Source organism: Sorangium sp. So ce834 (assembly GCF_051521425.1).
Classification (GTDB): domain Bacteria; phylum Myxococcota_A; class Polyangia; order Polyangiales; family Polyangiaceae; genus Sorangium; species Sorangium cellulosum_D.
In genome coordinates, this window is record NZ_CP150351.1 from 3085047 (window position 1) to 3109718 (window position 24672).

Sequence of the window (24672 nt, forward strand, 5' to 3'; positions counted from 1 at the left end):
GATGCTCGTCGCCCGGCTCCCCGCCGCCCTCGCCGCCGAGGCCACCGCTGCCGCCGAGACCACCGCTGCCGCCGAGACCACCGCTGCCGCCGAGGCCACCACTGCCTCCGGCACCGCCGTCGCCGCCGAGGCCACCGCTGCCGCCGGCGCCGCCGTCGCCGCCGAGGCCACCGCTGCCCCCACGGCCGCCCTCGCCGCCCCGGCCGCCGCCGCCTGCCTGGCCGCCGCCAAAGCCACCCTCGCCGCCAACGCCGCCGCTGCCCCCCTGGCCGCCGCCAAAGCCACCATCGCCGCCGAGACCGCCTCCGCCGGCGCTCTGCCCGCCCCCGGTGCCGCTCGGTTGATTGTGCTCGTCATCACCACAACCCGCCACCAGGGGGACGAGCGACGCAACCAGGCCGAGCCAGGCGACCCGAGTGCGAATCCTTTTCGCGATCGTTGCGCATTCGATGGTCATGGGCGTGCTTCCGCCATGGCCCACCTCCCCGGCGGCGTCAATCGCGAGCCGCCCGCTGAGTCGATGGTAACCTATCGAAATTGAACGGTTTTTCTAGGTAAGTACCCGGGCGGCGCCCTGGAGCGCCGGTTGCGCTTGACATCTCAGGAAGGTTTCGAAGCCGCTTCGTCCCGCGCCGTCACCGCGTGACGCAACGCTCCTCGTCCGCGGCTTGCGGCACGGGAGAATCCGCTTGCTCCCGGAGCTTCGGCGATGGTACCGGGACGCGCCCGCCCTGGGGATCCGATCCACCCTTCCGCTTTCCGCCCTCGCGTTGCATGCTCAGCGCAACCCGAGCAAGGAACAAGGATTCAAGGTGCCATGTCCAAGATGAAGCTCAAGCCCGGCGTGATCACTGGTTCCGCTCTTCAGGAGCTGTTCGAGTACATGAAGAGCGTCGAGTGCGCGCTGCCGGCCGTGAACGTGATCGGCTCGCACAGCACGGTCGCCGCCCTCCAGGCGGCCCGGGAGGCCAAGAGCCCCGTCATCGTCCAGTTCTCGAACGGCGGCGCCCACTTCTTCGCCGGCAAGTTCCTGGACAACAAGGGCGAGAAGGCCGCCATCGCGGGCGCGATCGCGGGCGCCCACTACGTGCGGAACCTGGCCGAGGCCTACGGCGTGCCGGTCGTCCTGCACACGGACCACGCCGCGAAGAAGCTCCTCCCGTGGATCGACGGCATGCTCGAGCACGGCAAGAAGTTCTTCGAGAAGAACGGAGAGCCCCTGTTCTCCTCGCACATGCTCGACCTCTCCGAGGAGCCGCTCCACGAGAACCTCGAGATCTGCCAGAAGTACCTGCGGCAGATGGCCGCCATCAAGATGACCCTCGAGATCGAGCTCGGCGTCACGGGCGGCGAGGAGGACGGCGTCGACAACAGCGGCATCGACAACGCCAAGCTGTACACCCAGCCGGCCGAGGTCCTCGCGGCCTACGACGCGCTGAAGCCGATCGGCAACTTCACGGTCGCCGCGTCGTTCGGCAACACGCACGGCGTCTACAAGCCGGGCAACGTGCAGCTCCGGCCGCCCATCCTGAAGAACTCCCAGGACGCGATCCAGAAGGAGCGCAAGACGGGCGCGAAGCCGGTCGACTTCGTGTTCCACGGCGGCTCCGGCTCGTCGCGCGAGGAGATCCGCGAGGCGGTGTCCTACGGTGTCATCAAGATGAACATCGACACGGACACGCAGTGGGCCTTCACGCAGCCCATCAAGAAGTACATGGATGACAAGGGCGCTTACCTGAAGTCGCAGCTCGGCAACCCCGAGGGCGAGGACAAGCCCAACAAGAAGTACATCGACCCGCGCGGCTGGCTCCACCTCGGCGAGAAGGGCGTGGCCGCGCGCCTCGTCGAGGCGTTCAAGGATCTGAACTCGTTCGACAAGTTCGAGTTCTGATCCGCGGCGGCGAGGGGCCCCGCCCGCCCGGGCGGGGCCCGAGCCGCCCGGGCCGCCGGCGGATCGCCGGGCGAGCCCCGGCGAGGCGGGCCCGCATGCAAGTCGCTCGTCGCGCGCCGGGGTCGGCGCGGCCTCGGCGTGCGCGTCGCGAGAGAGCGCTCGTTCCGGCGGCGCTGCCGGTCGTCTGCGGGCTCAGGAGGGCGACGGGTGCGCCTCGCGCAGCGGGCGGACGGCTCCGGCGGGGGCGGTGCGGCGGCGGGGCAGCCGGGAGAGCGGCAGACCGAGGAGGCCGAGGGCGGTGAGCTCGATCCCGAGCGCGGGGAGGAAGGACGACCCCGCGAGCTCGCTGACGACGAGCTGCACGAGGACGAGCGGGGCCGCGATCGCGACGAGCGTTGTCCGGTACGGGATGCCGTGCAGCAGCGCGAGCAGCACGCCGACGATCCCGACGGTCAGGCACCCGTCGGCGGCGGGGAGCAGCGCCAGCGCGCCCGGGGTGCGCAGCGCGACGCGGATCCACAGGAGGGCGCCGCTGCCGAGGAGGAGGAGCGCGATGGGCAGATTGCCAGAGGAGCGGGTCGTGATCGTCTGGGTCTGGAAAGCCATGATCACCGGCCGAGAGCACGCCATGTGCCCATGGCGGGTCGCCGGCAAAGGCGGGCTGCCCGCGCGCAGGGAGATGCACGGATTGCGCGTCGGCGCATGCCGTGCGCGTCAGGGCGCCGGAGGGCCGGGCGGGTCGCCGGGGTCGCCGGGGTCGCCGGGGTCGGCGCGGTCGCCGCTGCGGGCGGGATCGACGGGCGACGGGCCGCTGCGGGCGGGATCGACGGGCGACGGGCCGCTGCGGGCGGGATCGACGGGCGAGAGGCGGATGCCCAGGTTGAGGAGCTTCACGCAGTCCTGATCGCACGCGGGCTGCACGCCGGGTAACCGCGAGCACCGCGCGACCTCGACGAACTCCCCCGAGCGCCCGTCGGCGATCATCCGGCACCGCACCGGGGTGCCGGTCCGCGGGCAGACGAGGGTGAGGTCCGAGGCGCGGTAATGCCGCCGGGCGAGCAGGCGTCTCGTCGCGACGATCACCCCCCCAACGCCGCCGGCAGCCGCCAGCAGCTCGATCAGCCAGTCTGCTGCCATCGTGACCCCTCCGAGACGCTGCGGGTACGACGCAGCAAGCGGCACGCCATCGGGAGCGCCGGCGTGAGCGCCCAGGCGCGGTGAGCTGCGCTCCTCGCCGGTGCACGCCGTGCGCCCTCCAGCGCAGGGCGTGCGCCATGGCGTGAGGACCGAGCCGCTCGGCCCGCCGGCCGCGCACCCGCGGGTCGGAGGAGCGGCGCGAAGGGCGCGGGATCCACGGCGGGAGGCGCGAGCGGGTACGGCCCGGACGGCTCGCCGCGCCCGTGCCGCGGCGCGCCCTCGCGCGGCTCGTCGATTGCAAAACCCCTTTCATCGGCCGAGGGCCGCGGGAGGAGGTCACGATGACGTGTCGTCTGGATGCACCGGAGAAGCTGGCGTGGCTCGAGATCGAGGGGGGCGGCGTGGAGCGACAAGAGGTGCGCTGCCCGCGGCGAGAGGAGACGATCGACGTGCGGGCGTGCCTGGCGTGCGAGCGCTACGCGACGCTCGCGATCCATCCGAGCGGGAAGAAGATCTATGTCGTGTGCGAGCCGCTCGACGACGCGCCGGGCGAAGGCGCGTAGCGGCGCGAGGGGCGCTGGCGCTGGAGGCGGGCGGGCGTGCAGCGCACCTTGAACGCCCGGCGAGGACGTGCGAAAGCCTGTCAAGCCACGAAGGCGTCCGGAGAGCGTCGCGATGACCCCTCGCCCCAAGCCCACCCGCTCGGCCTGCTTCCAGCCGGACAACTACGTCGATCTGGCGCTGTTCACGAACCGGGAGGAGCTCCTCAGCGACCTGGTGGAGAGGCTGAAGAGCGTCCTGGAGCCGGGGGGACCGGGGCAGGCGAGGATCCTGGTTCGCGGGCATCGCGGGGTCGGAAAGTCGATCCTGACCCGCAAGGCGCTCGACACGGTCATCTCGTCGCCCGGCGCGCTCCGGGTCATCGTGGACGGCGCCCAGACGGGCCACGGCCCTGACGCCGTGCTCAAGCGCATCGCCGCCGACCTCGGCCGCGAAGCCACGGAGAACGCGAACGACCCGGCGCTGCAGAAGGGCGCGGAGCTGCTCCAGCGCTTCGCTGCGCTCACCAAGGTCAGCGTCAAGGAGGTTCGCCAGTGGTCGCGCAACATCCAGCTCGGCGCTGCGGTGAAGTCGAAGCTCGTCGAGAGCGTGCAGGTCGAGTTCGGCATCACCGGCGCCGTCGGCCGGGTCCGGACCGTCGAGGAGTCGTACGAGCGCGCGATCGACGCCGATTTCCTTCGAGACAAGGTGCAGGACTTCCTCAGCGATTGCCGGGCCGCCGGGGAGCACGTGGTCCTCTTCGTCGACAACCTCGATCAGGTCGGCTACGCCGAGATCGAGGAGGACGTGCGTCGGGTCACCGACCTGGCGAAGGCCATCCTCGGCTTCCGGGACTGCGTGGTCGTCGCGAACCTCCGCACCGAGTTCGTGTCTGCGGACCTGCGCAAGCTGTACTCGAACGAGGTCGTCGTGAAAGGCCTGGAGCCCGAGGAGCTCCTCCGGATCGCGAAGACGCGGATGGGCACGACGGGCCCGGACAAGCGCCTGGCCCTCAAGGAAGCCGGGTTCGAGAAGCTCGCAGCGACGCTCGCCTCGTGGACCACGAATGCTTGGGGGTATCTCTCGTGGCTCGCGGATCTCGACTACGAGCGGATCGACTTCGCGCCCGATGACGGGGATCGCTTGCGCGAGGCCCTGCTCCGGATCGCGGAGAATCGGTTTGCCGGGCTGCGCGGCGAGGAGATCCGCCGCGTCGCGGCGGCGTTCAAGCACGCGCCGCACCAGTTCCTCACCGGCGTCGAGCTCGACACGCACGGCGTGACGCAGGAGCTCCGTGAGCGCGCACTCCGGTACGGCGCTCTGGTTCCCGACTGGCTGCTCAGCCCGGATCGGTACATGCTCTCGCCCGGGCTCCACTTCCTCTGCGAGCACGCGGCCGGTCAGGCTCCCTGACCCTGAGGAGGCCGCGTGCGCCTGTTCGCCGGCGATCATTTTCCGCGCCTCGCCGTCCAGAGCGGTGATCTGCCGCGGCCGTGGGTGATGCCGCTCGGGCTTCCGCGCGCGCACCGCGACCGCCTCGCGGTGTTGCTTGCGCAGGCGCTGCGCGCGCTCGAGCCGGATTTGAGGCTGGTGCAGCTGCGCTGGGCGGAGCGGCATGCCCTGCTCTCGGGCCGGATCAACCTGCCGAGTTCGGTGCTCGTGTGGTGGCGCATCGACGCGGTGCCGGTGGTGGATCCCCAAACGGTCGTCATCGACGGCAGCAAGATGACGCCGGGGCTCACGCTGTACGACTTCGATCAGGAGGTCAGCCTGCCGGCGGAGGCGTGGCTCGGTCCGCTGAAGATGGGGGTACTCCATCGTATCCTCGATCGGCTGCTCGATGAGCGGCCGGTGGGGACGTACGAGGAGGTCGCTGATGCGGTGCGAGAGCTCTCGGCCAGGCTGGTTAGCCCGATCGATCTCGTGGACGCCGCCGAGGCGATGGTCGAGGTCGAAGCGCAGGGCGAGGGGGTCGGCGCGGCGAAGGCGGAGGCGATCGGACGTATCATCGCCGGGCGATTCGCGACCGGGCCAGCAGAGGCCGCTGTGCGCGCCCTCGTTACAGTCGGGAGGGGCGAAGCGCTCGGAGCCGAGGGGCGCGAGGCGCTGCGCAAGGCGGGGTTCGCCGACACGGGAGGGATGCTGCCGATCCTCGACCTGCTACGCGACCAGGAGGTCCTCCGGCGGGCGCTATTGCACGTCGCCGCGCTGCGGCGGTTCGAGGGATCCATCGCGGAGCTGGCCCCCGGGCTGTTTCCCGAAGCGGAGGGTCGGGCGGTGCCCACGCAAGCCGGTAGGGATATCGTGTCTACCGAGGTGCCGAGCGCCGTCGAAGCGCGCTCGCCCAGCCTGCCCGAGCCCGATGCCATGGCTGTCCGCGCGGCGCTGAAGCTCGTCGAGGACGGTGACGCCGAGTCGGGCGCTCGGCTCCTGCTTCGATCTCGCCAGCAACGCGACGACAGCGCCTGGTCAAACGACGATCTGCATGTCGCGGGGCTGACTCTGTACAGGCTGGCGACAAACGAGAATCGACGGCGCGGGGAGAACATAGATCCCGCGGCCATTGCGCGGATCGCGGCGCTATACGAGGCCGCGAGCGAGTGGCTGGAGCGCTCCGGCGCTGCGCCCGAGGAGGTCGTGACGTCTCTCTTCGGCGCGGGGATCGCCCGCGCGGCGCTGGAGCAGTGGGACGCCGCCGAGGCGCTATTCGAGCGCGGACGCACGCTCGCGGCGGCTGCTGATGATTGGAAGTGGCTCGCTTTCTGTACGAAGCGCCTGTCGCAGATGAAGCTCTGGACGGGGCGCGTGCCGGAGGCGCTCGAGGATGCGGAAGAGTCCGTGCGGCTCTTCCAGCGCCTCGGCATGCGGAGCGAGGAAGGCTACGGATTGACGACGATCGGAGATGCCAGGGTGCAGCTCGACCAGCTCGATCAAGCACGGACGGCCTACGAGCGGGCGCTCGCCGCTTTCGACGACGTCGTGGACCCCATCGGACGCGCCTCCACACTCCTATCCCGAGGGCGATTGTGGCAGCGCGAAGGCAACGTGAAGGAGGCTCGCCACGATTTCGAGAAGGCCCTGTCGCTCGCCAGAGAGCAGAAAAACCGGCTCCACGAGGCTGCTGCGCATGAAGCGCTCGGGGAGCTTTCGCTGCGCCGGAGCGAGCCGCTCCGGGCTCGGGAAGCCTACGAAGAGGCCGCACCGATCTATCACTCTCTCTGCGACCGAGCCGGGGAGGCGCGGGCAATCGAGGGGCTCGGGGATGCGTGCGCATCGATGAATGACGTGGCGCTCGCGCGAGACGCTTACCACGCGGCGCTGGAGCTCGCACGCGAGCTGGGAAATCCTTCATGGGAAGCGGCCCTGCTCTTCAAATGCGCAGGGGTGCGCCGTCAGGGCGGCGATCATGAAGGCGCTCTGCGAGAGTACGAAGAAGCCGCGCGCCTCTATGAGCAAACGGGGGATTGCTCTGCCTCGGGACGCGCGCTGATGGAGCTCGGCAATATGGAGGTAGAATCCGGAGATTGGCCCAGCGTCGCCGCCTGGTACGAGCTGGCCGTCGCTCGCTTCCGAGAGGCCGGCGATCGCGCACGGTTGAGCGAAGCGCTCCATTCCCTCGGTACGGTGTTGTTCCTCGGGAATCAGACGGAGAAAGCGCGAAAGGTACTTCTTGAGACCGTTGACGTCGTGCGGGCCGACGGCAACGAGCAACTCGCCGCAGACGTGCAGCGTCTCCTCGACCACATGGATAAGGAGACCGGGGCACGACCCGGTGTCGCGCGGAGCTGACCCTGCATAAAGAACCTCCAGGACGCCGAGCGCTGAATCTCTCCTCGGCGCCTTGGCGGTTCAATCTCTCCCCGTTCAGCGTTTCCGAAACGCTCGTCGCTTCAGGCGAGCCCCTCGACACCTCCCGCCCTGGAGGTAGGCCTCGCGCGGCGCGGGCGCCTCAGATCGCGCATCTTCTCCAGCTCGAAGAACCCCGCGAACGCGATCCCGAGCAGCGGATAGGGGAACAGGATCGCCATGGTCAGCAGCACGCCGAGGTGGAAGAGCCACGCGGCGCCGCAGAAGACGACCGCGACGCGCCGGCTGAACAGGGCGAGCGGCGCGCCGAGCTCCATCGCCAGGCTCCCGAGCGCGAGCGGCGGGAACAGGAACCGGTAGCGGACCAGCGCGCCGCCGAGCGGCGAGTGCGTGTCGCCGAGCGCGATCTTCCGCACGTTGTCGTAAGCGATGTAGTTGCGGAGGATGTCGCTGAACGCCCAGTCGAGGCCGCTGTTCCGGAGCTTGGTCACCCCCGCGATGAAGTACGAAGCCACCGTGATCGCGCAGAACAGCCGGATCGGCCAGCCATAACGGCCGTCCGGCGCCGGCGGGGCGGCGCCCGCGCGCCGCGCGGCCCGCGCGTCGAGCGAGAGCGCGTCGGCCGACGCCCCGAGGCTCAGCGCGATGACGTGGAGCACGAGCAGGTTCTCGGTGTGGAACACCATGCCCCAGGAGTTCCGGTAGGTCAGGACCCAGAGCAGCAGCGCGCCGAAGAGCGGGCCGGCGACGCGGAATCGCCAGCCGGCCACGAAGGCCGCGCCGGCCGCGATCGCCGCGCTGATCAGGCCCCGCACCGCCCAGAGCGGGAGCGGCGCGGACAGCACCGAGACCACGCCGATCGGCCTGAAGCCCTCCGGCGGCAGGTGGCCCACCCGCTGGAGGTGCACCGCGCGGACGCAGAGGTACACGAGGGCGAAGGCGCCGACGAGGAGCCGCAAGAGCGCGAGCCGCTCGGCGGGCGCCTCGGCGAAGAAGGCGCGGTCGAGCCGGTCGAGGAGCCGCCTCATCGCGCGCGCACCTTGCAGGTCGCGTGGAGCTTCGAGTCGACCGGGGTCTCGTGCCCATCGAAGAACGCCACGGCGTCGAAGGTGTCGGTCCGGATCTCGACCGCGACGACGTCGGCGTAGCGAGCGTCCTCCGCGACGCGCGCCGCGACGCCGCGGCACAGGGCGCGCGCCGCGCGGGCGCCCTGGCGGATGCTCTGCGCCAGCGTGGCCTTGGCCTGCAGCACCTCCTCGCTGCCCACGAGGCGCGGCGGGATCGGCCGCCGCTCGCCCCGGGAGTCCACGCCGACGGCGCGCTCCACCGTGGTGCGCGCGTCGTGGCGACCCCACGAGAACATCGGGTAGGTCGACAGCGGGAAGCTGTCGACCGGAGGCCGGCGGAACAGCGGGGCGAGCATGAGGAGCACGAGCCCCGCGGTCACGCCGTACGCGTAGCCCCTGCGCTCGACCAGCCGCGGGCCGCCGCCCGGGCGCGCGCCGCCGCTCACGGCGCCCGCGCTCACAGCGGCCCCGCCGCCGGCGCGCTCCGCCCCGGCACGAGCCCCAGCGTCCGACCCCCGTGGCCGAGCGCGGCCCAGGCGTGCTGCACGTAGTCGATGCGGATCCGGGGAGACGCCATGCTCTCGCTGAAGCCCCCCTCGATGACCACGTCGCGGCTGCAGGCGAAGCACGTCGCCGGCGACCACTGCTGCCGCACCAGGAACCCGAGCACCCGCTCCATGAGCGCCCGCTCCCGCGCGAGATCCTCGCCGCGCGCCTCCTTCACCGCCATCGCCCCGGCCAGCGCCTCGCCGAACCCGGCCGTCGACGTGTTGTGCGGCGGCAGCACGTTGCCGAACCCGTACCCGCCCACGAGATCGGGCGCCACGTCGCTGTCCTCGTCGAGCACGAGCCGCGACTTGAACGCCACGTAGTCGAGGCAGAACCGCTCGTAGTCGTCCCGGCGGTGGCGGCCGAGCGCCGCGCGCGCCGCGAGGCAGTGCCAGTTCTCTTCCATGTACACGAAATCACTGGCGAAATGGTCCCAGTAGCGGTTCGCGTAGTAGTCCATGGCCCGGTCGACGGCGGCGCGCACCTCGGCCGCGGGCGGGAGCTCGGGCCGCGGCTCGCGGGCGGCGAGCGCCTCGAGCAGCGTGAGCGCGAGCACCGACTGGCCGCCCTCGTAGAGCTGCGTCGGGCCCAGGATCGGCGCGACGCGCGCGAGGTCGAGCTGCGGCGCGAAGCCGCCGTCGTCCCGCTGCGTCGCGAGCACCATGCGGGCGAGCCGCCCGATGAGGGCGTCGTGCGCGTCGCCGACGACGTCGCGGCACGAGAGGAACGCGACGAGGCTGAGCGCCGTGGGGTTGAGGCTCGCGACCATCCCGGGGCTGTCCGCGGGGTAGACGAGCGCGCCGATGGCGCCGCCCTCGCCGCCCTTGCGCTCCAGCTTCGCGAGCAGCCCGAGCGAGCGCTGCACCACCTTCCTGAGCTCCGGCCGCGCCGGCGCGCCGCCCTCGCCGCCCCCGAGCTCGCACAGGGCGAGGGTGGTGCCGGCCTGGCGCGCGATCGAGAACCCGTCGAACGAGGCGCGCCCGGTGAACGGGTCGACGATGTAGCGGAACATGCCGTCCCTCCGCTGCGCGCCGAGGATGTAGCGCTGGGCCGCGGCCGCGGCCCGCTGGGCGGTCGCCTCGGTGAGCGGGACCGACGGCTCGCCGATCCGGGACAGGAGGTGGAGCGCGCCCTCGGCGTCGACGGCGTAGCTCAGCGTCTCGATCCGCGCGAGGCCGCTGCGCAGCGCGGCGTCGTCGGGGCCTCCGGGGCCGCGGCCGCCGGGCGGCTCGGGCTCGCCGAGGGCGCGGCGCAGGACCGCGAGGTCGACGCCGAAGCGGAAGTCGGGGACGCCGGCGAGCGGCGCGTTCGTGTTGAAGGCGTCCATCGCGATGAGCTGCCACGGCATGAGGCACCGCTCCGCGAGGCAGAGGCCGTCGAGCCCGGGGCGGAGCGACAGGCCGACGAGGCCCGGCCCCGGCGACGCGAGCGGCTGCACGGCCGAGATCACGTCGATCTTGAGGGGGCCGCGCAGCGCGTCGGCGAGCGCGCCGCGCAGCGCCGCGGCGAGGTCGTCGCCGGGCGCGGGCTGGACGCAGCGGGTGGCGGCGGCGGCGCGCTGGGGGGCCTCCGCGCGGGCGAGGTGGGTGACGACGAGGGTGGGCCGGCCGGGCTCGGGGGGCGCGGCGCACGCGGCCGGCGCGGTGGTCATGAGCGACGGCGCCTTGGCCGGCGGCGCGGGGAGGGCGTCGAAGGACGAGAGCGCCTCGCGCAGCGCCGCCCCGGTGCGCGACGGCGCGCCGCCCGGCACGGGCAGGACGTCGGCCTTGGCGACGCGGTGGCGGAAGAGCAGCGAGAGCGCGGCGAGGAGCGCCAGCGCGGCGAGCGCGGCGAGCGCGGGCGTGGGCCGGCGCTCCGGGCGGAGCAGGCGGAGGCCGCCGGTCGAGGCGACGCCCCAGCAGGCGAACGGCAGCGTGAGGAGCGCGACGACCGCCCAGACCGCGAGCAGCGCCGCGGCGATGCCGGTGCCGAGGCCGCGGTTCAGCGAGGCGACGTAGACGGCCGAGGAGAGGAGCCCGTAGCTCAGGAAGGCGAGGTAGCCGAGCGAGGCGAAGGACGCCGCGCGGAAGGCGCGCGGCGCGAGGGGGTGGGGGAGGAGCGAGAGCGCGGCGGTCGCGGCGTGGAGCAGCGCGAGCGCGGCGGTGGCCACGGCGAAAAGCGTCCACGGCCGGAAGGGGAGGGAGAGCGCGGCCCAGGCGAAGACGGGGGCGTGGAGGACGCTGAGGAGCCCGACGGCCCAGCGGCGGGGCGGGGAGGGCGCGGCGGCGGCGCCAGGGGCGGGCGCGACGGCGGCGCCGCGGGCGGCGGGCGCGGGGGCGTCCGCGATGGGGGCGGCCGGGGGGACGCTGTCGGGGAGCGGCTCCGAGGGCGCGGGGGGGTCGGTGTCGGGCGCCTGCATGGTGCGGCGACGCTTAACATGATGCCGGTCGAGGACCCCGGGATTCGAGGCGCTCCGGGGCTCGACGCCGGTGGCCCCCGGCGTCGAGGCGCCCGGGGCCCTGCGTGGCGCGGTTCGGGGTCGACCCGCCGATGTGGCCTGAGAATGCAAAGGCGCGGTGGCACAGAAGGCGCAAGGCGTTGTCCGACGATGCGCTCGCAGGTCCCACGGAGTGGACCGATCGGCCGACGATCTGGCTCGACCCGTTCGCTGCGCGACGCCCCCGCGATGGATGGAGAGCTCGCGGATTTTTACACATGGAACCGTGACATGTCATGTGACATGTCACGCATGCAGCCCGAGATGTCACGGCAGATCGCGCTGCGCTCGTGCAGGGCAGAGCGCGTATCGCGCGCAGAATCGCTGCATCGCCTCGAGCCTGCCAGGTGGCACGAGATCTGTATGGCGCCCGCGCGGGGCAACGGCTCAGCTTCATGGGCCCGGCATCCGTGATGCCGGCGCTCGATCACCTGCTCTCCGCGCGTGTGCGCCGAGAGGGCATGGCTCACAGGAGACATTCCATGAGATCGGTACGACTTTCGGTGTTGGTCGGCTGCGCTTCGGTTCTCATCGCCACGGCCGGGTGCGGCCTGCCGCCGGCGGACGACGGCGCGCTCGCCGGCGACGAGCACGTCGCGAGCTCTCAGCACGCGCTGAACTACGGGTGGAGCGCCGCCTTCGGCAATACGAACTGGGATTACGCCAGAGGTGTCGGGGTGGACAGCTCGGGCAACATGATCTTCGCGGGGACGCTCGGCGGCACCGTCGACCTAGGCGCCGGGCCGGTGAGCGGCGGGAGCACCGACATCTTCGTCGCGAAGGTCACCAGCGCAGGCGGCTACGTCTGGAGCCAGCGCATCTCCAGCACCGGTTCCGGCGGCATCCAGGACATCGCGGTGGACAGCTCCGACAACGTGCTCATCGCCGGTACGTTCTCGAACTCCATCAACTTCGGCGGCCCGACGCTGACCAGCGCCGGGTGGACCGACGTCTTCCTGGCGAAGTTCGACAGCTCGGGCAATCACGTCTGGAGCCAGAGCTTCGGCAACGGGAACTATGACAACGTGAGCAGCGTCGCGACCGACAGCTCCGGGAACGTGATCATCACGGGGTACTTCTCGGACACCGTGAGCTTCGGTGGCACGCCGCTGGTCAGCGCGGGGAGCACGGATATCTTCGTGGCAAAGTTCGACAGCTCCGGCAATCACGTCTGGAGTCAGAGCTTCGGCAGCGCCAGCGCGGAGAATGGGAACGGCGTCGCCGCGGATTCGGCGGGGAACGTGCTCGTCACCGGGGAGAAGCAGGGTACGGTGGACTTCGGCGACGGGCCGCTCGCCTCGAATGGATACTCGGACATCTTCCTCGTGAAGCTCAGCAGCGCGGGCGCTCATCTCTGGAGCAAGTCGATCGGCGACACGTACGACGACTTTGCTCAGGACGTCGCCGTGGATGGAGAGGACAACGTCATCATCACGGGAGGCTTTTCTGGCACGGTGGACTTCGGCGGCGGGCCGCATAGCAGCAACAACCTCATCGACGGCTTCGTGACCAAGTACGACGACGCAGGCAATTATCTCTGGGCCAACTCCTTCACGAGCTACGGAATGTCGGCCGGCTACCGCGTCACGACGGACGCGGACGGGAACGTCTTTACCGCGGGGGCCTTCGCCGGGGTCCTCTGGTTCCCCGATTATCCCGACACGGAGAACGTCGGCGGCTGGTTCGTCATGCAGCTCAACGATGCGGGTGACACCCTGACATGGCTCAAGGCCTTCGATGCGACGCAGATCCACATGGACACGGACGCAGCCGGGAGCCTGTTCGTCGGCGGCGGCTTCGAGTGGGGCACCAATCTCGGGGGCGGCTACCTGAGCAACGCGGGGAGCTCGGATATCTACATCGGCAAGTTCACCCCCTGACGGCTGCTCGCGCCCCCGCGACGCGCGGGAGCGCGGGGGCCGGCCGGCAGGTTGTCCGCCGGGGAGGCCCGGCGCCGTCGCGACGCGCGGGGCATCGGACGCTGCATGACCGACCAGGGAAGAGGCGCCGCGCTCGCCGGCTCAGCCGAAGGCCTCGGCGACGACGCGGGCGACGTCGGCGTGCGCGGCGTTCCGCGCGTCGGCGCTCGCCGACGGCGCGTCGACGAAGCACGCGATCACGATCGGGGCGCGCGACGGGCGCCACGCGACCGCGACGTCGTTCGCGATGCCCATGCCGGTCCCGGTCTTGTCGCCGACGATCCAGTCCTTCGGCAGGCCCGCCCGGAGGCGGGCGAGGCCGGTGGTCGCCCGGACCATCCACGAGGCGAGGCGCTCGCGCGACGCCCGCTGGAGCGCGCGATCGCCGATCAGGATGGCGCGAACCGTATCGGTCATGGCGTCGGGGGTCGTCGTGTCGCGGGGATCGCCGGGCACGTTCTCGTTGAGGGCCGGCTCGTTGCGATCGAGGCGCGTCACCTCGTCGCCGAGGCCGCGGAGGTAGGCGGTGAGCCCGGCGGGGCCGCCGATCTGCGCGAGGAGGAGGTTGGCGGCCGTGTTGTCGCTGATCTCGATAATGGCGGCGCAGAGGTCCTCGACGGTCAGGCCGCCCTCCGCGACGCGGGCGCGCGTGACCGGCGCGTGCTGGATCAGATCGGACTCACGATAGGCGATGCGGTGATCCAGCCTGAGCTGGCCCTGGTCGACGCGCGCGAGGACGCACGCCGCGAGGAGCGCCTTGAAGGTGGAGCACATCGCGAAGCGCTCGCCGGCGCGGTGACCGACGCGCGCGCCGCTCGCCGTGTCGAGGGCCGCCACGCCGACGCGGCCGCCGAGCTGCGCCTCGATGCGCGCGAGGGCCGGCGCGGCCTGCGCGCGCGGGCCGGGCGAGGTCGCCGGTGAAGCGGTGGCCTGCGCGCCCGCCGCCGCCGGGGACGCCGTCGCCGCGGCCGCGCTCAAGGCGCCGGCGCCGGCCGGTTGCGGCTGCTCTGCTCCTGCGCAGCCGAGGAGAAGGACGGAGGCGGCTCCACCGAGGAAGCCGCGGCGTGAGGATCGGGGGTGGTCTTGCATGCGGGCTGCCCTACGCCCGAGGAGCGAGCCTCATTCCCGAGAGGAAAGGAAAAGGTCCGGCATCCCGGGTACTCCTCAGGATCGACCCACGGACGCCTCGGCGGGCTCTCCCAACCGTGCGCGCGCCAGCGCCAAGGTGCGGGTGTTCTCCGGAACGTTCTCGAGGAAGCGCTTCTTCTAATCGGGGTGAGCGATCTTATGGGCGATCGCGAGCAGATGCGCTCGGGCTGTGGCAATGGCGGCGCGCGCAGCCCCTCGATCGCCCGTGGCGTGGAGGGACTCCGCGTGGGCGAGGCGCACGAACGCGCCGCGGAACATTCCGCATGCACCGCCCATGTCCTCGACGCGAGCGAGCGCTTCTTCCGCAGCAGCGAGGGCTTCGGCGGCGCGACCTTGAGCGCGCCGGAGGGCCGAGAGCGTCTCCAGCGCGCCGGGATAGTCCATCGGAGACGCCTCCGCCAGGAGCTGCAGCGCCGCCATTGATCTCGCGCTCGGCGCCCTCGAGGTCTCCGGCGCGGCGGCTCACCTCCGCGAGGCCCAGCGGCCTCGACCCTCGTCGAGGGGGACGCGGTGCTCGTACCCGAAATCGCGGAGCTCCACGGCAGGCTGGCGGGCCTCGTCGTGCGCGCCGCGGTCGGCGCGCAGCCACGCATGGGATCCGCCTCCCCGCGCGGCGCGAGCCACGCGCCCGCGATCCGATGTCCGAGCGCCCTGTCCGCCTCGGTCAGCATCGCATACGCGCCTTCCCGGAGGAGCGCGTGTCGGAACGCGAACTCTCGCTCTCCCGGGAAACGGCTCTCCTGGAGCGCCACGAGCACCTCCAGGTCGACCAGGCGCGCGAGATGCGCATCTGCGGAGGGCGGAGGCTCCGCACCACCGAGCAGCGACGAGACGCCGCCCTCCCAGAAGACCTCCCCGAACACGCTCGCGGCGCGCAGGACGGCCCGGGCTCCAGGCGGCAGCCTCCCGAGCCGGGCCTGCACCATCGCCAGCACCCCGTGCGCCTGCGGGCGACCTTCCCGCGGGCGGCGACGTCGGCGTCGACCGCGCCTTCCGGTTGCTGTTGCGCCCAGCCACCCGTCGTCGCAGGCCGCTCTTGCTCTTGCTTCGTGTCGCGAATCTACGGCGACGGCGCGCACCTCGCGAGGATGCGGTCTACAGAACGGATATCGGTGTTCGCGCCGTACACCCACGAAACGTTTAGGAGTGCCACATTTCTTTCGATTAGGGCGTCTCGTCCCAAACGCGACCAGATGCAGTTCCATTGCTACCGGGGTTGAACACCTCGACGGCAATGACCTGATAGGTGGGATCGTCACTCGCATCAAGATTGTTCATGTTCGGAACAATCCAGCCGGTGTCGGCCCATGCCTTCACGTGATCGGCGAATATGATTTTGTGGTCCTGTCCGAGGGCCTGCGGCCGAGCAGGCTTGCTCCAGTATTGGTAGAAAGTGGAGCGACCATTGATAGAGGGCTGCTGCTGCCGCGTTGAGCGGTAAGTGGAATACTCAACCCCATCGCTCACGAAGGTCTTGCCAGAGGTAGCACCTTGGCTGGGGTCATAACTCCATCGTTGCAGAATGTAATACTCCACCAGGTGTGCCGGGTTTGAAGTAGGCATATTCTTGTCGTATCCCCAGCCGTACAAAGCGATATAGCTCGCGCCGCTGTCGTTATTCAAGCGGTAGCCGATCACCCTGTTCTCATCTCCATAATGCCATCCTGGACCACCGACATAGTTATAGCCACCGCCCTGCCAGGTCACGCTGAATTCGCCATTCGGGTCCACAGTCAAAGATGTCGAGCCGCCATCTTTCCAGTGAGTGAAGAAAAAATCACCAACATGGCCCGTTGCGTGATTTGAAGTGATCACAGTTTTGTTAGTGTATTTCTCAGTGTAGGCTGGATACTTGGAGAAATCAGGGGTAGGCGTACCCGTTGTATCCCCGCCTCCAGCAGAACCAGAAGAACTAGAGCTGCTCGAAGACGAACTAGAGCTGCTCGAAGACGAACTAGAGCTGCTCGAAGACGAACTAGAGCTGCTCGAAGATGAACTAGAGCTGCTCGAAGATGAACTAGAGCTGGAGCTGGAGCTGGAGGATGAAGAGCTGCTAGAAGACGATGAGCTGCTCGAGGAATCTGTGGTATCGTTACCACCGCCGCAGCCTGCTAGCGCGACTGACGCCAACGCCAGTATGAACCAACGAGAGGACCGATTCTGTTGTGAATTTTTCATGGACGCTTTCCGGAATTGCTTGCTGACGATCGTTGTCATATGATGTTTCACGGCTTATGTCTTCGCCCATTCTCGGGCAAATTGTGCCCTGGGCCATGCTCTCTCTGGAAGATTAATCGGCCCACGCTGCGCGCGTCGCTCTCCGCGCTCGCCGGAGGCGGCGAGCAGCCGGTACATCGTGCGGATGGAGGCGAGATAGACGCCGCGCGACAGCAGCGTCGCGTAGACCTCCGGCGGGGGCTGGTCGACGAACTCGTCGCTGTGCAGCACGTCGAGCACGGCCTTCCGCTCGGGGTCACTGAGCCGGCGTGGGCTCGGAGCGGGCCGGGGCGGCGCGGGAGCCGGCGCGGGCCGGGTCTGCCGGTAGAGCGTGGCGCGGCTGACGCCGAGCGCCGCACACGCCTGCGCGATGGGGACGTGCGGGTTATCGAGCTCCTCGATGACGTCCATCAGCGCTCTCCGTCGTTTGTGAGATTGACGCCCAGAATGGCAGAGACTTTTTGGGGAGGTCGATGAGCTTCTCAGCGAGCGCGAGCTTCTCCTCGAGGCGCGCCGAGCGCTTCTCGAGCTCGGCATGCGCCGGTCCTTCGCGTCCTGCTTCGGCTTGTGACCGGGCTTGCGCTCCGCGAGAGCCTCGCTGCCGTGGAGGGCGAGCTGCTTGCGCCACGCCGCCAGGAGGGAGCTGTAGATACCCTCGCGGCGCAGCGACGCGTCGATGTCCCCGCGCTGGGTGCACGCAGCCGCCTCGCGAACGATGCGCAGCTTCTCCGCCGCCGAGAACTTCCGCCTCTTGCCCGGCTTCGCCACGCTCTCGACGGCGGCGCCACTCGGGCGGGGCGCAGCGCCCTGCGCCGCTGGGGCGGGGGTAGGATCGACGGATCGGAGATGGGAAGGCTTCGGCACGGGTCAGGTCCATTCTCCTCCCTTTCACCACAGATTTCCAGGGGCAGTTTGTCTCACCCGACGTTGGCACAGAGGGGAGCGCCCTGGAACGTCGGTGGGCTCGCCAAGCGCGGTGAGGAAGCGGGCGATGCTCCTTGGCTCGGTGAGCATGGCGACGAGCTTCATCCTGCCTTTGCCAGCTGGACACGCGAGGACATCGATCGCAAGCGTGCGGCGCAGAAGCTCGGCCCACGGCCGGTAGGCGCCCCGCTTGCGTTTGGGAGCGGGCTCGTCGTCCGCCCTCGTGGGCTCTGTCAGCTTCGCATGGCGCGGTCCGATGCACTGCACCGAGCTGGCCGACGTTCACCTCGACATCTGCGACGGCCCTGAGCGTGCCCAAGTAGACGACGGCGGCCCGAGTTCGTGCCCGGGGCCTCAACGCCGGGCCAGGCGTGGAGCAACACTCCGACCGACGCCCGCGCCGCGGCGAGGGACCACGCCGATTGGCTCCGGCGCCATGTGCTCGACGGCGGCCGCGCCGAGTTCCTCCTTGTCGAGCTACTGGATAGTGAACGACCGCAGCCCCGAGCGCGTGCCTGGGCGCAGCGATCCGAAGCTTCCAGGTAGAACGCATGCCCGCCGGCGAGCGCCACGATGCGCTGCAGCATCTCCCGGCCGATGCTCGCGCCGAGCGCCTGCCGCACCAGCCGCTCGCACGCTTTGCGCGGCAGCTCCTTCAACCGGATCTCCCTGCGTCTGGCGCTCCGCCCACAGCCGGGGAAAGGTCTCATGCTCCTCGGGCCGGGCCAGCGCGAGCACCATCCAGGGCATGGCGCGCAGATCCGCGCAGCGCTGCGTCGAGGAAGCTCACCGTGGGCTGGTCGCCCCAGCGGAGATCCTCGAGCACGAGCAGCGGCGGCGAGCGCCGGAAGCCGGCGGGCGCGACCGGGCGAGCGCGCCGCGCCCGACCGGCCGGCCTCATCGCGGCCGCGCTCCCCGATGCTCTGCCGCGATGCGCGGCGGGCGCCGGTCATCGGATGCGGCATGGATGTGCAGCGCGCAAAGGCGAGGCCCGGCGCCCTCCGCCTGCTCGCAGCGCTGCTCCTCGCAGCGCCCCTCCTCTGGACGAGCTGCGGCCGGCCGTCCGCTCGGGTGCCCGCGGCGCGCCGCGCGGAGCCGCGCGTGCGGGCCGTCCTGGAGGCGCACGTCGCCGCGCTCCGGGCGCCGGTCGCGGGATCCGTCCCGCTGCTGCTCGTCGCCGACGCCGCGACGAGCGCGTCCGCCAAGGGCCCGCCCGGCGCGACGCCGCCGCCGGAGGCCGTCGTGTCCTCGGGCGTGCCGTTCGCGCCGGGCGCGCTGCGCGACGTCCGCCTCCTCCGCCTGCGCGACGGCCGCGGCGCCCTGGTCCCGCTGCGTGCGAAGCCGCTCGCGGTCTGGCCCCTGGACGGCTCGATCCGCAGCGCGCTCGTCGCGTTCCGTGCCGCGCTCGCGCCGGGCGAGCGCGCGATCTACACGCTGGAGCACGGCGCTCCCCCGCGCCCCGCAAAGAGCACTCCGCCCGGCGAGCCCTCGCCCGGCGAGCCCCCGGCCGGCGCGCCGCGGCCCCGCGCCAAGGCAAGCTCCCCCGGGCAGCGGGCGGACGCGCCGGGCATCGAGGGCGCCGTGCTCGACGCGTCGCTCCTGCCGAACCCGGACGGCCCCATCGCCGCGGTGCTGCCGCCCTCGTGGTACGCGGCGAGCCAGGTGTGCGGGCCGCAGCTCCCCGCCATCGACGACCGCCGCTTCCCCGGGTTCGAGAGCGGCATCGAGCGCGCGCTCGCCGGCATGACGCCCGCCTACGACGCGTACGGGGTCAGCTGCGCGGGCGCGCACCGCACCTACTACGACGGCCCGCACGCGCTCTACCAGCGCTTCCTCCGGAACGGCGACGCCGCCCGCTACCGGCGCGCCCGCGCCGAGGCCGTCTGGTACCGGCAGCACGAGCTCCGGTTCTCGCCCGACCGGCGGCTCGCGGTCCACGTCTGCGAGAAGGACGACTGGACGCCCGCGGCGCCCCTCTCCTGGGAGGTCCTCCGGCGCATGCTCGGCCAGGGGATGCTCGACGATTACCTGCTCACCGGCGACCCGGCGGCGAAGGAGGCGGTCCTCGCGATGGGCGAGGCGCTCCGGCTGAACCTGCCCGCGCTCACGGGCGGCAAGGAGGACGTGCTGCGCGCGACCGAGCGCAACATGGCCTGGGCGATGATGACGCTGTCGAGCTATTACGCGCTCGACCCGCGTCTGGAGCTCCTCGCGGCGCTGCGCGGCCTCGCGGATCGCACGGCGGCGTGGCAGCGGCAGGGCGCGTCGGGCGCCTTCGAGCACGACATCCACCGCGCCGACCCGTCCGAGTGCGAGCGCGGCCCGCGCGGCGGCTCGCCGTTCATGACCGCGCTGCTCGTCGACGCGCTCATGGATTACCGCGCGCTCACCGGCGACCCGCGGGTCCGCGACGTGGTGGCGCGCGCGGCCGGATGGCTCGCGGAGCGCGCGATCACCTCGGACCGGCGCGCGTTCCGGTACCTCTGGGGCTGCGAGACCGACGCGTACGACGACAGCGGGACCGCCGACCTCAACCTGCTGATCGTGCCCGTGTTCGGCGCCGCCTACGCGCTGACCGGCGATCCGCGGTGGATCGACGTGGGGGACGCGCTGGCCGACGTCGGCGTGAAGGAGATGTGGGTGAAGCAGCCCAAGCACTGGAACCAGGCGATGCGCGCGTTCGGGCGCTACCTCGGGTACCGGTCGGCGCTCGCGGCGCCGGCGACGGCGGGGCGGCTGTCCGCCGGGCCCTAGCCCGCCGGCCGGAGCCTGAAGGCGCCGCACTCCGGGTGCTCGATGCGCCCGGCGAAGAGCGAGCCGTCGAGCGCGAGATCGCCCTTCATGCTCACGGTGACGTAGTTGGGAGGGCGCTCGATCCAGGCGCCGGGCGAGAACGCCGCGGTGCGCGTCTCGGGGTCGTAACGGCCGCGCATCAGGTACTTTCCGGATACGCCGGACGCGGCATGACGGAAGTCGAAGACGGCCTTGATCCGGTCGCCCTGGACCTGAAGGATCCGGAACGTCATTTCGGTCGTGCCCTGCGGACAGTCGTAGTCGCCGATCCAGGTGCGCGTCCGCGCGAACGGGTTCTCGCCGCGGGCCTCGTCCGGCACCCAGTCGTCCGCGGTCACCGCGGCTTCAGCCGCCGGGGGCGGATCGTGAATCACGATGTAGATCGTCTCGGCGGGGGGCGGCGGCTCCGGGGCGCGCGGCTCGGCCAGGGTGGGCGCGGGGCCGCAGGCGGCGAGCAGGAGGGCCGCGCAGGGGGCGCGGCGCAGGGCAGAGCGCCGTTCGGGGACAAGGGCGTTCGCGGTACCCATGGGCGGGAGGGTACCACACGGGCGCGCGGGCGGAGCCAGCGCCGGCGCGCCAGGCGGGCGGCGGCGCGCCGCGCGATCAGCCGGGGAATCAGCCGGGGAAGGAGCGGTACAGCGAGCTCATGTTCCGCGCATACGTGTCGGCGTGCGCGGTGTAGTAGCGCAGCCGCGAGAGCTCGAAGGCGGCGCCCGCAGGGTCTCCCGCGTCGAAGCGCGCCAGCGCCGGCTGGTAGTGTTTGCCCATGAGCCGCCAGTAGTCGGCGGCGCCGTCGAGCGCTTCGGGGTGGGCGCGAAAGCGCATGTCCACCGGCTTCCACACGTCGGGATCGCGCTGCACCCGCTCGGCGACGCGGATCACGTAATACTGCCCGGGCCACTGGCCGAATCCGGTGATGTTGCCCAGGTTGTAGTTCCACACCTTCTGCCCGCGTCCGTTCTCGATGGCCACGTGCGCCCATGCGCAGGCGAGGCGCGCGCGGCTCGGGTTCTCCTGGAAGACGAGCTCGTGGCTGTGCTCCAGCACCGCCGAGAGCTCGCCCTCGGAGAGCGGCGTGGCCTGCCGGGGCACCTCGCGTGGGGGCAGGGCCTCGCCGCTCCGCGCCTCGGCGGCGCTCCAGGTGAGGGGACCGACGATGCCGTCCGCCCCGAGGCCGTGCCGCTTCTGCCACTGCCGCGTGAGCCGATCGGTCACGCCGCCGAAGATCCCGTCCGCATCGACCCCGAGGATCCGCTGCCAAACGATGACGTCCTCGCCCCGCGAGCCGAGGCGCAGGATCTGGCGGACGACGGGGCTCGGCCCGGGCTGTCCGCTCGTCGAGGCGTGCTCGGCCTGCTCGAGCGCGTCGGCGCCGACGGGCGGATCTGCGGGTCTCGTCGGATCGGCCCCGGGGCCCTCCAGCCAGGGGCGGATGTGCTGGCGGAGCACCCTCGGCAGGACCTCGCGCTGCTGGAGGATGTGCGCCTCGGCGTCGATGGCCTTGCTGGCGTACGAGTAGATCCAGAGCTGCCCATCGTTGCGCACCGCGGGCGCGTCGACGGGGCCCGAGGCGTCGAGGGGCCACTCCGTGGCCTGGCGGAGCACCGTCGCGGTGGAGAGGAAGGGAGTCTCCGGCGGCCTGAGCTGCTCGACGTAGCTCTGCTGGGTGTGCGTGGCCACGACGAGCAGCTCGCCCCGGCGGGCGCGCGCGAACGCGTCGCGCCACACGTCGATCTGCCACGCGACCGGCGGCTTGCTCGCGTGGGTGCCGTCGACGAGCACCAGGGCGGCGACGGCGCCGTTCGCCTGCGCCTTCTCGAGCAGGCGGGATCGCACGCCGCTGCAGCCGAGAGAGTAGCCGGCGAGGACGACGCGGCCGATGGTGGGGAGGTGCAGCCGGTCGCGCACCGCGGCGATCACCGCGTCGAGGCTGTCGGCGGGCTTGCCGGTGGCATAGGCGACCACGCACGGCGCGGGGCCGAGGGCGTCGCGCAGCGCGGCGTCCATGTGAGGGCCGACGAGGTAGCAGAGGACGAGATCGCGGGGCTCACCTGAGCCCATCTGGACGATGCGCATGGCAGATTCCTTTCGTCGATGAGGGCCGGCTCAGGCGCGAGCTCGGGGCCTTGCAGGTGCGGCCACCCCCCGGTGGATTCACCATCAGATCACGACCACGGGCGTCGGGCGTCAAGGCTGTATCTGACCAAGGGAGTCGAGCTGATGCCCTGAACGGCACGGCTCGGATTCGGTTGCCGTGGGTGGGTGGAGCTGTCAGGCCAGGGGGAGAGCCTCGGCGCCGCGCCAGCGAGAGGCGCGGACGAGGTGGGTGCGGTCGAAGAGGCCGCGGAGCTGCGCCTCGCCACCGCGCGAGAGACGGAGCGCACGGAAAGTGTGATTGGCCGCACGTGAGTGTGCCTCGACCTCGCGCGCCCTGCCGGCTGGCCCGACCAGCGCGAGCCGCTTGACGATCTGCGTTTCGCGTCTATCTTGAGCTCCGCTGCTGCGGTGTGCGCCTCCCTCGTGCGCGCGCCGGGTCCAAACCGGGGGAGAGTGAGCCGCGGCCCCTTCGCGCGATCGCGTCGGCCGCGTGCGTCTTCGTGAATTGGACAGCAGCATGGTTGGCAAATTGCATCTCGATGCGGTGGTGCGTCGCGTGGATGGCGCGACGGCCCGCATCGACAATCCGTTCGGGATCCCGATCACCCTCGTGGCGAGGGAAGATGTCGTCGTCGAGGCCGACGGCATCGAGGAGCTCCTCCGTTTCGCCTCGCTGGAAGGCACGCTGCGCGATCTCCACGCATGGGAGAAGGCCGGCAGGATCGCCCCGTTCTGGGGCGGCGCGGCCGGCGAGATCCGATCCATCGTGCTCACGCCGGATTTTCATAAGGGCGCGGGCATCCCCGTGGGCACGGTCGTCGATGCGCGCGGGTTCGTGGTGCCGCAGGCCGTCGGCAACGATGTCTGTTGCGGCATGCGCCTGCTCGCGACCGACGTCGATCGGGACGAGCTCGCCCCGCATGTCGGCGCCCTGAAGCGGCGGCTCCGCGCCATCTTCTTCCAGGGACAGCGCGATATCCCCATGTCGCCGCGCCAGCGCGCGGCCATGCTCCGCGACGGCCTCGCCGGGTTGCACGAGACGGCGGCGGACAACGCTCGCACGGGCCTGTGGAACCATTACGATCCGCGCGCGCAGCGCGAGGATCTCGAGCGCGTGCACTTCCACGGCGCGCTGCCCGCGCGCGGGACGTTCGCGTTCGACGCGTACATCCAGGCGTCGGGCCGCGCGGACGGGCGCGACATCCAGATCGGAACGGTCGGCGGAGGCAACCACTTCGTCGAGATCCAGGCCGTGGACGAGCTCGTCGACGGCGGGACGGCGCGCGCGTTCGGGCTGACGAAGAACGCCGTCACGATCATGGCCCACGCGGGCTCCGTCGGGCTCGGACACGCGGTCGGCGGCTATTTCAACGAGCGCGCCCGCGCGCTGTACCCGGCGGGCGTGCCCCATCCGGCGCACGGCTTTTATGTGCTGCCCGCGGTGGGGCCCCACGCCCGCGAGGCCTCGGTCTACCTGGATGCGATGCGGAACGCCGCCAATTTCGCGTTCGCGAACCGCCTCTTCCTGGGCCTCATGGTGGTGCGCGCGCTGCAGGAGGTCCTCGGCCGTCGGGTCGCGAGCTCGCTCGTGTACGATGCGCCGCACAACCTCATCTGGGAGCCCGACGGCGCCGAGCCGCGCTACCTGCACCGCAAGGGCGCGACGCCGGCCGGGGGACCGGATGGTCAGGGCGGGGTGTTCGCGTACACCGGTCACCCGGTGATCATCCCCGGATCCATGGGCGACGCGAGCTGGGTGCTCGCCGGCGCAGGCCACGCGGAGCTGCTCGCGAGCGCGTGCCACGGCGCGGGCCGCAGCCTCACGCGCGGCCGCTCCGCGCACGCCGACGAGGACCTCTACCGGCGCGCGGTCGAGAAGCTGCATGTCGTGACGCCCCTCGATCCGGATGCGCCGAGCGTCCGGCGGCGGCGCGACATCCTCGCGAAGTACCACCAGCGGATGAAAGAGGAGGCGCCGTATGCCTACAAGCCGATCACGCCGGTCGTCCGTTCCGTCGAGGATGCGGGGATCGCGCGGCGCGTGGCGCGACTCTGGCCGCTCGTCACGGTCAAGGGATAGGGGCGCGCTCCGAACGATGGCGCACG

General features: G+C 71.4%; 20 protein-coding genes. 9 read left to right on the plus strand and 11 right to left on the minus strand.

Going from position 1 to position 24672, the window contains the following annotated elements:
* The first annotated feature begins 1 nt into the window (after position 1).
* Both WMF20_RS11105 and fbaA read left to right on the plus strand, forming a co-directional pair.
* Positions 2 to 541: a hypothetical protein gene (locus tag WMF20_RS11105; protein WP_437613064.1), complete on the plus strand. Its 540-nt coding sequence runs from the start codon at positions 2 to 4 to the stop codon at positions 539 to 541.
* Positions 542 to 817: 276 nt separating this feature from the next.
* On the plus strand, positions 818 to 1891 hold the full coding sequence (fbaA, locus tag WMF20_RS11110) for a class II fructose-bisphosphate aldolase (protein ID WP_437613066.1): 1074 nt from the start codon (positions 818 to 820) through the stop codon (positions 1889 to 1891).
* A gap of 192 nt (positions 1892 to 2083) precedes the next feature.
* Here the strand turns inward: fbaA and WMF20_RS11115 are convergent, their stop codons facing one another.
* Together WMF20_RS11115 and WMF20_RS11120 are read right to left on the minus strand one after the other, a co-directional pair.
* Positions 2084 to 2497, minus strand: coding sequence for a hypothetical protein (locus WMF20_RS11115; RefSeq protein WP_437613068.1), 414 nt, complete (start codon positions 2495 to 2497; stop codon positions 2084 to 2086).
* Between the two features lie 108 nt (positions 2498 to 2605).
* Complete coding sequence (locus WMF20_RS11120) at positions 2606 to 3028, minus strand: hypothetical protein (RefSeq protein WP_437613070.1); 423 nt, start codon at positions 3026 to 3028, stop codon at positions 2606 to 2608.
* A gap of 341 nt (positions 3029 to 3369) precedes the next feature.
* On the opposite strand from WMF20_RS11120, the gene WMF20_RS11125 reads away from it, so the two are divergent.
* The 3 genes from WMF20_RS11125 to WMF20_RS11135 all read left to right on the plus strand — a co-directional run bounded on the left by WMF20_RS11125 (position 3370) and on the right by WMF20_RS11135 (position 7357).
* Positions 3370 to 3591 carry a hypothetical protein gene (locus WMF20_RS11125; RefSeq protein ID WP_437613071.1) on the plus strand — a complete coding sequence of 74 codons (222 nt, stop codon included), beginning with the start codon at positions 3370 to 3372 and terminating at the stop codon, positions 3589 to 3591.
* Between the two features lie 112 nt (positions 3592 to 3703).
* A complete protein-coding gene (locus tag WMF20_RS11130) occupies positions 3704 to 4981 on the plus strand; it encodes an AAA family ATPase (protein WP_437613073.1) in 1278 nt (425 codons plus the stop codon).
* A gap of 15 nt (positions 4982 to 4996) precedes the next feature.
* Positions 4997 to 7357, plus strand: a complete 2361-nt coding sequence (locus WMF20_RS11135) for a tetratricopeptide repeat protein (RefSeq protein WP_437613075.1) — start codon at positions 4997 to 4999, stop codon at positions 7355 to 7357.
* Between the two features lie 101 nt (positions 7358 to 7458).
* On the opposite strand, the gene WMF20_RS11140 is transcribed toward WMF20_RS11135, so the two are convergent.
* Genes WMF20_RS11140 through WMF20_RS11150 form a run of 3 tightly spaced genes read right to left on the minus strand, consistent with a single transcriptional unit; the run spans position 7459 to position 11389 of the window.
* Complete coding sequence (locus WMF20_RS11140; protein WP_437613077.1) at positions 7459 to 8403, minus strand: HTTM domain-containing protein; 945 nt, start codon at positions 8401 to 8403, stop codon at positions 7459 to 7461.
* Positions 8400 to 8903, minus strand: coding sequence for a hypothetical protein (locus tag WMF20_RS11145; RefSeq protein WP_437613079.1), 504 nt, complete (start codon positions 8901 to 8903; stop codon positions 8400 to 8402). The genes WMF20_RS11140 and WMF20_RS11145 overlap by 4 nt, the downstream gene beginning before the upstream one ends.
* The gene (locus tag WMF20_RS11150; RefSeq protein WP_437613081.1) at positions 8900 to 11389 is read right to left on the minus strand and encodes a hypothetical protein; all 2490 of its coding nucleotides are present in this window, start codon (positions 11387 to 11389) and stop codon (positions 8900 to 8902) included. The genes WMF20_RS11145 and WMF20_RS11150 overlap by 4 nt, the downstream gene beginning before the upstream one ends.
* A gap of 560 nt (positions 11390 to 11949) precedes the next feature.
* Here WMF20_RS11150 and WMF20_RS11155 point away from each other — a divergent pair.
* Entirely contained in the window at positions 11950 to 13347 is a 1398-nt protein-coding gene (locus WMF20_RS11155) for a hypothetical protein (RefSeq protein WP_437613083.1), read from the plus strand.
* 141 nt (positions 13348 to 13488) lie between these two features.
* Here the strand turns inward: WMF20_RS11155 and bla are convergent, their stop codons facing one another.
* The 3 genes from bla to WMF20_RS11170 all read right to left on the minus strand — a co-directional run bounded on the left by bla (position 13489) and on the right by WMF20_RS11170 (position 16350).
* Positions 13489 to 14475, minus strand: coding sequence for a class A beta-lactamase (bla, locus tag WMF20_RS11160; RefSeq protein ID WP_437613085.1), 987 nt, complete (start codon positions 14473 to 14475; stop codon positions 13489 to 13491).
* 177 nt (positions 14476 to 14652) lie between these two features.
* A complete protein-coding gene (locus WMF20_RS11165) occupies positions 14653 to 14919 on the minus strand; it encodes a hypothetical protein (RefSeq protein WP_437613087.1) in 267 nt (88 codons plus the stop codon).
* Between the two features lie 780 nt (positions 14920 to 15699).
* Entirely contained in the window at positions 15700 to 16350 is a 651-nt protein-coding gene (locus WMF20_RS11170) for a glycoside hydrolase family 11 protein (RefSeq protein WP_437613090.1), read from the minus strand.
* Between the two features lie 37 nt (positions 16351 to 16387).
* On the opposite strand from WMF20_RS11170, the gene WMF20_RS11175 reads away from it, so the two are divergent.
* Positions 16388 to 16756 carry a hypothetical protein gene (locus WMF20_RS11175; protein WP_437613092.1) on the plus strand — a complete coding sequence of 123 codons (369 nt, stop codon included), beginning with the start codon at positions 16388 to 16390 and terminating at the stop codon, positions 16754 to 16756.
* 11 nt (positions 16757 to 16767) lie between these two features.
* On the opposite strand, the gene WMF20_RS11180 is transcribed toward WMF20_RS11175, so the two are convergent.
* Positions 16768 to 17163 (minus strand): hypothetical protein, encoded by a 396-nt coding sequence (locus WMF20_RS11180; RefSeq protein WP_437613094.1) that lies wholly within the window; start codon positions 17161 to 17163, stop codon positions 16768 to 16770.
* 1476 nt (positions 17164 to 18639) lie between these two features.
* Between WMF20_RS11180 and WMF20_RS11185 the strand changes: the two genes are divergently transcribed.
* Positions 18640 to 20430 (plus strand): hypothetical protein, encoded by a 1791-nt coding sequence (locus WMF20_RS11185; RefSeq protein WP_437613096.1) that lies wholly within the window; start codon positions 18640 to 18642, stop codon positions 20428 to 20430.
* On the opposite strand, the gene WMF20_RS11190 is transcribed toward WMF20_RS11185, so the two are convergent.
* A complete protein-coding gene (locus tag WMF20_RS11190; protein ID WP_437613098.1) occupies positions 20427 to 20996 on the minus strand; it encodes a hypothetical protein in 570 nt (189 codons plus the stop codon). The genes WMF20_RS11185 and WMF20_RS11190 overlap by 4 nt on opposite strands.
* An 88-nt stretch (positions 20997 to 21084) precedes the next feature.
* Positions 21085 to 22545 carry a peptidoglycan-binding protein gene (locus WMF20_RS11195; protein WP_207217808.1) on the minus strand — a complete coding sequence of 487 codons (1461 nt, stop codon included), beginning with the start codon at positions 22543 to 22545 and terminating at the stop codon, positions 21085 to 21087.
* Between the two features lie 577 nt (positions 22546 to 23122).
* Here WMF20_RS11195 and WMF20_RS11200 point away from each other — a divergent pair.
* Positions 23123 to 24646: an RtcB family protein gene (locus tag WMF20_RS11200; protein ID WP_437613100.1), complete on the plus strand. Its 1524-nt coding sequence runs from the start codon at positions 23123 to 23125 to the stop codon at positions 24644 to 24646.
* The last annotated feature ends 26 nt before the right edge of the window (positions 24647 to 24672 follow it).

What these genes read in the sequence shown, in the direction of transcription:
- WMF20_RS11105 (WP_437613064.1), top strand. Translation starts at nt 2, where the DNA reads ATGCTCGTCGCCCGGCTCCCCGCCGCCCTCGCCGCCGAGGCCACCGCT.
- fbaA (WP_437613066.1), top strand. Translation starts at nt 818, where the DNA reads ATGTCCAAGATGAAGCTCAAGCCCGGCGTGATCACTGGTTCCGCTCTT.
- WMF20_RS11115 (WP_437613068.1), bottom strand. Translation starts at nt 2,497, where the DNA reads ATGGCTTTCCAGACCCAGACGATCACGACCCGCTCCTCTGGCAATCTG.
- WMF20_RS11120 (WP_437613070.1), bottom strand. Translation starts at nt 3,028, where the DNA reads ATGGCAGCAGACTGGCTGATCGAGCTGCTGGCGGCTGCCGGCGGCGTT.
- WMF20_RS11125 (WP_437613071.1), top strand. Translation starts at nt 3,370, where the DNA reads ATGACGTGTCGTCTGGATGCACCGGAGAAGCTGGCGTGGCTCGAGATC.
- WMF20_RS11130 (WP_437613073.1), top strand. Translation starts at nt 3,704, where the DNA reads ATGACCCCTCGCCCCAAGCCCACCCGCTCGGCCTGCTTCCAGCCGGAC.
- WMF20_RS11140 (WP_437613077.1), bottom strand. Translation starts at nt 8,403, where the DNA reads ATGAGGCGGCTCCTCGACCGGCTCGACCGCGCCTTCTTCGCCGAGGCG.
- WMF20_RS11150 (WP_437613081.1), bottom strand. Translation starts at nt 11,389, where the DNA reads ATGCAGGCGCCCGACACCGACCCCCCCGCGCCCTCGGAGCCGCTCCCC.
- WMF20_RS11155 (WP_437613083.1), top strand. Translation starts at nt 11,950, where the DNA reads ATGAGATCGGTACGACTTTCGGTGTTGGTCGGCTGCGCTTCGGTTCTC.
- bla (WP_437613085.1), bottom strand. Translation starts at nt 14,475, where the DNA reads ATGCAAGACCACCCCCGATCCTCACGCCGCGGCTTCCTCGGTGGAGCC.
- WMF20_RS11165 (WP_437613087.1), bottom strand. Translation starts at nt 14,919, where the DNA reads ATGGACTATCCCGGCGCGCTGGAGACGCTCTCGGCCCTCCGGCGCGCT.
- WMF20_RS11180 (WP_437613094.1), bottom strand. Translation starts at nt 17,163, where the DNA reads ATGGACGTCATCGAGGAGCTCGATAACCCGCACGTCCCCATCGCGCAG.
- WMF20_RS11185 (WP_437613096.1), top strand. Translation starts at nt 18,640, where the DNA reads ATGGATGTGCAGCGCGCAAAGGCGAGGCCCGGCGCCCTCCGCCTGCTC.
- WMF20_RS11190 (WP_437613098.1), bottom strand. Translation starts at nt 20,996, where the DNA reads ATGGGTACCGCGAACGCCCTTGTCCCCGAACGGCGCTCTGCCCTGCGC.
- WMF20_RS11195 (WP_207217808.1), bottom strand. Translation starts at nt 22,545, where the DNA reads ATGCGCATCGTCCAGATGGGCTCAGGTGAGCCCCGCGATCTCGTCCTC.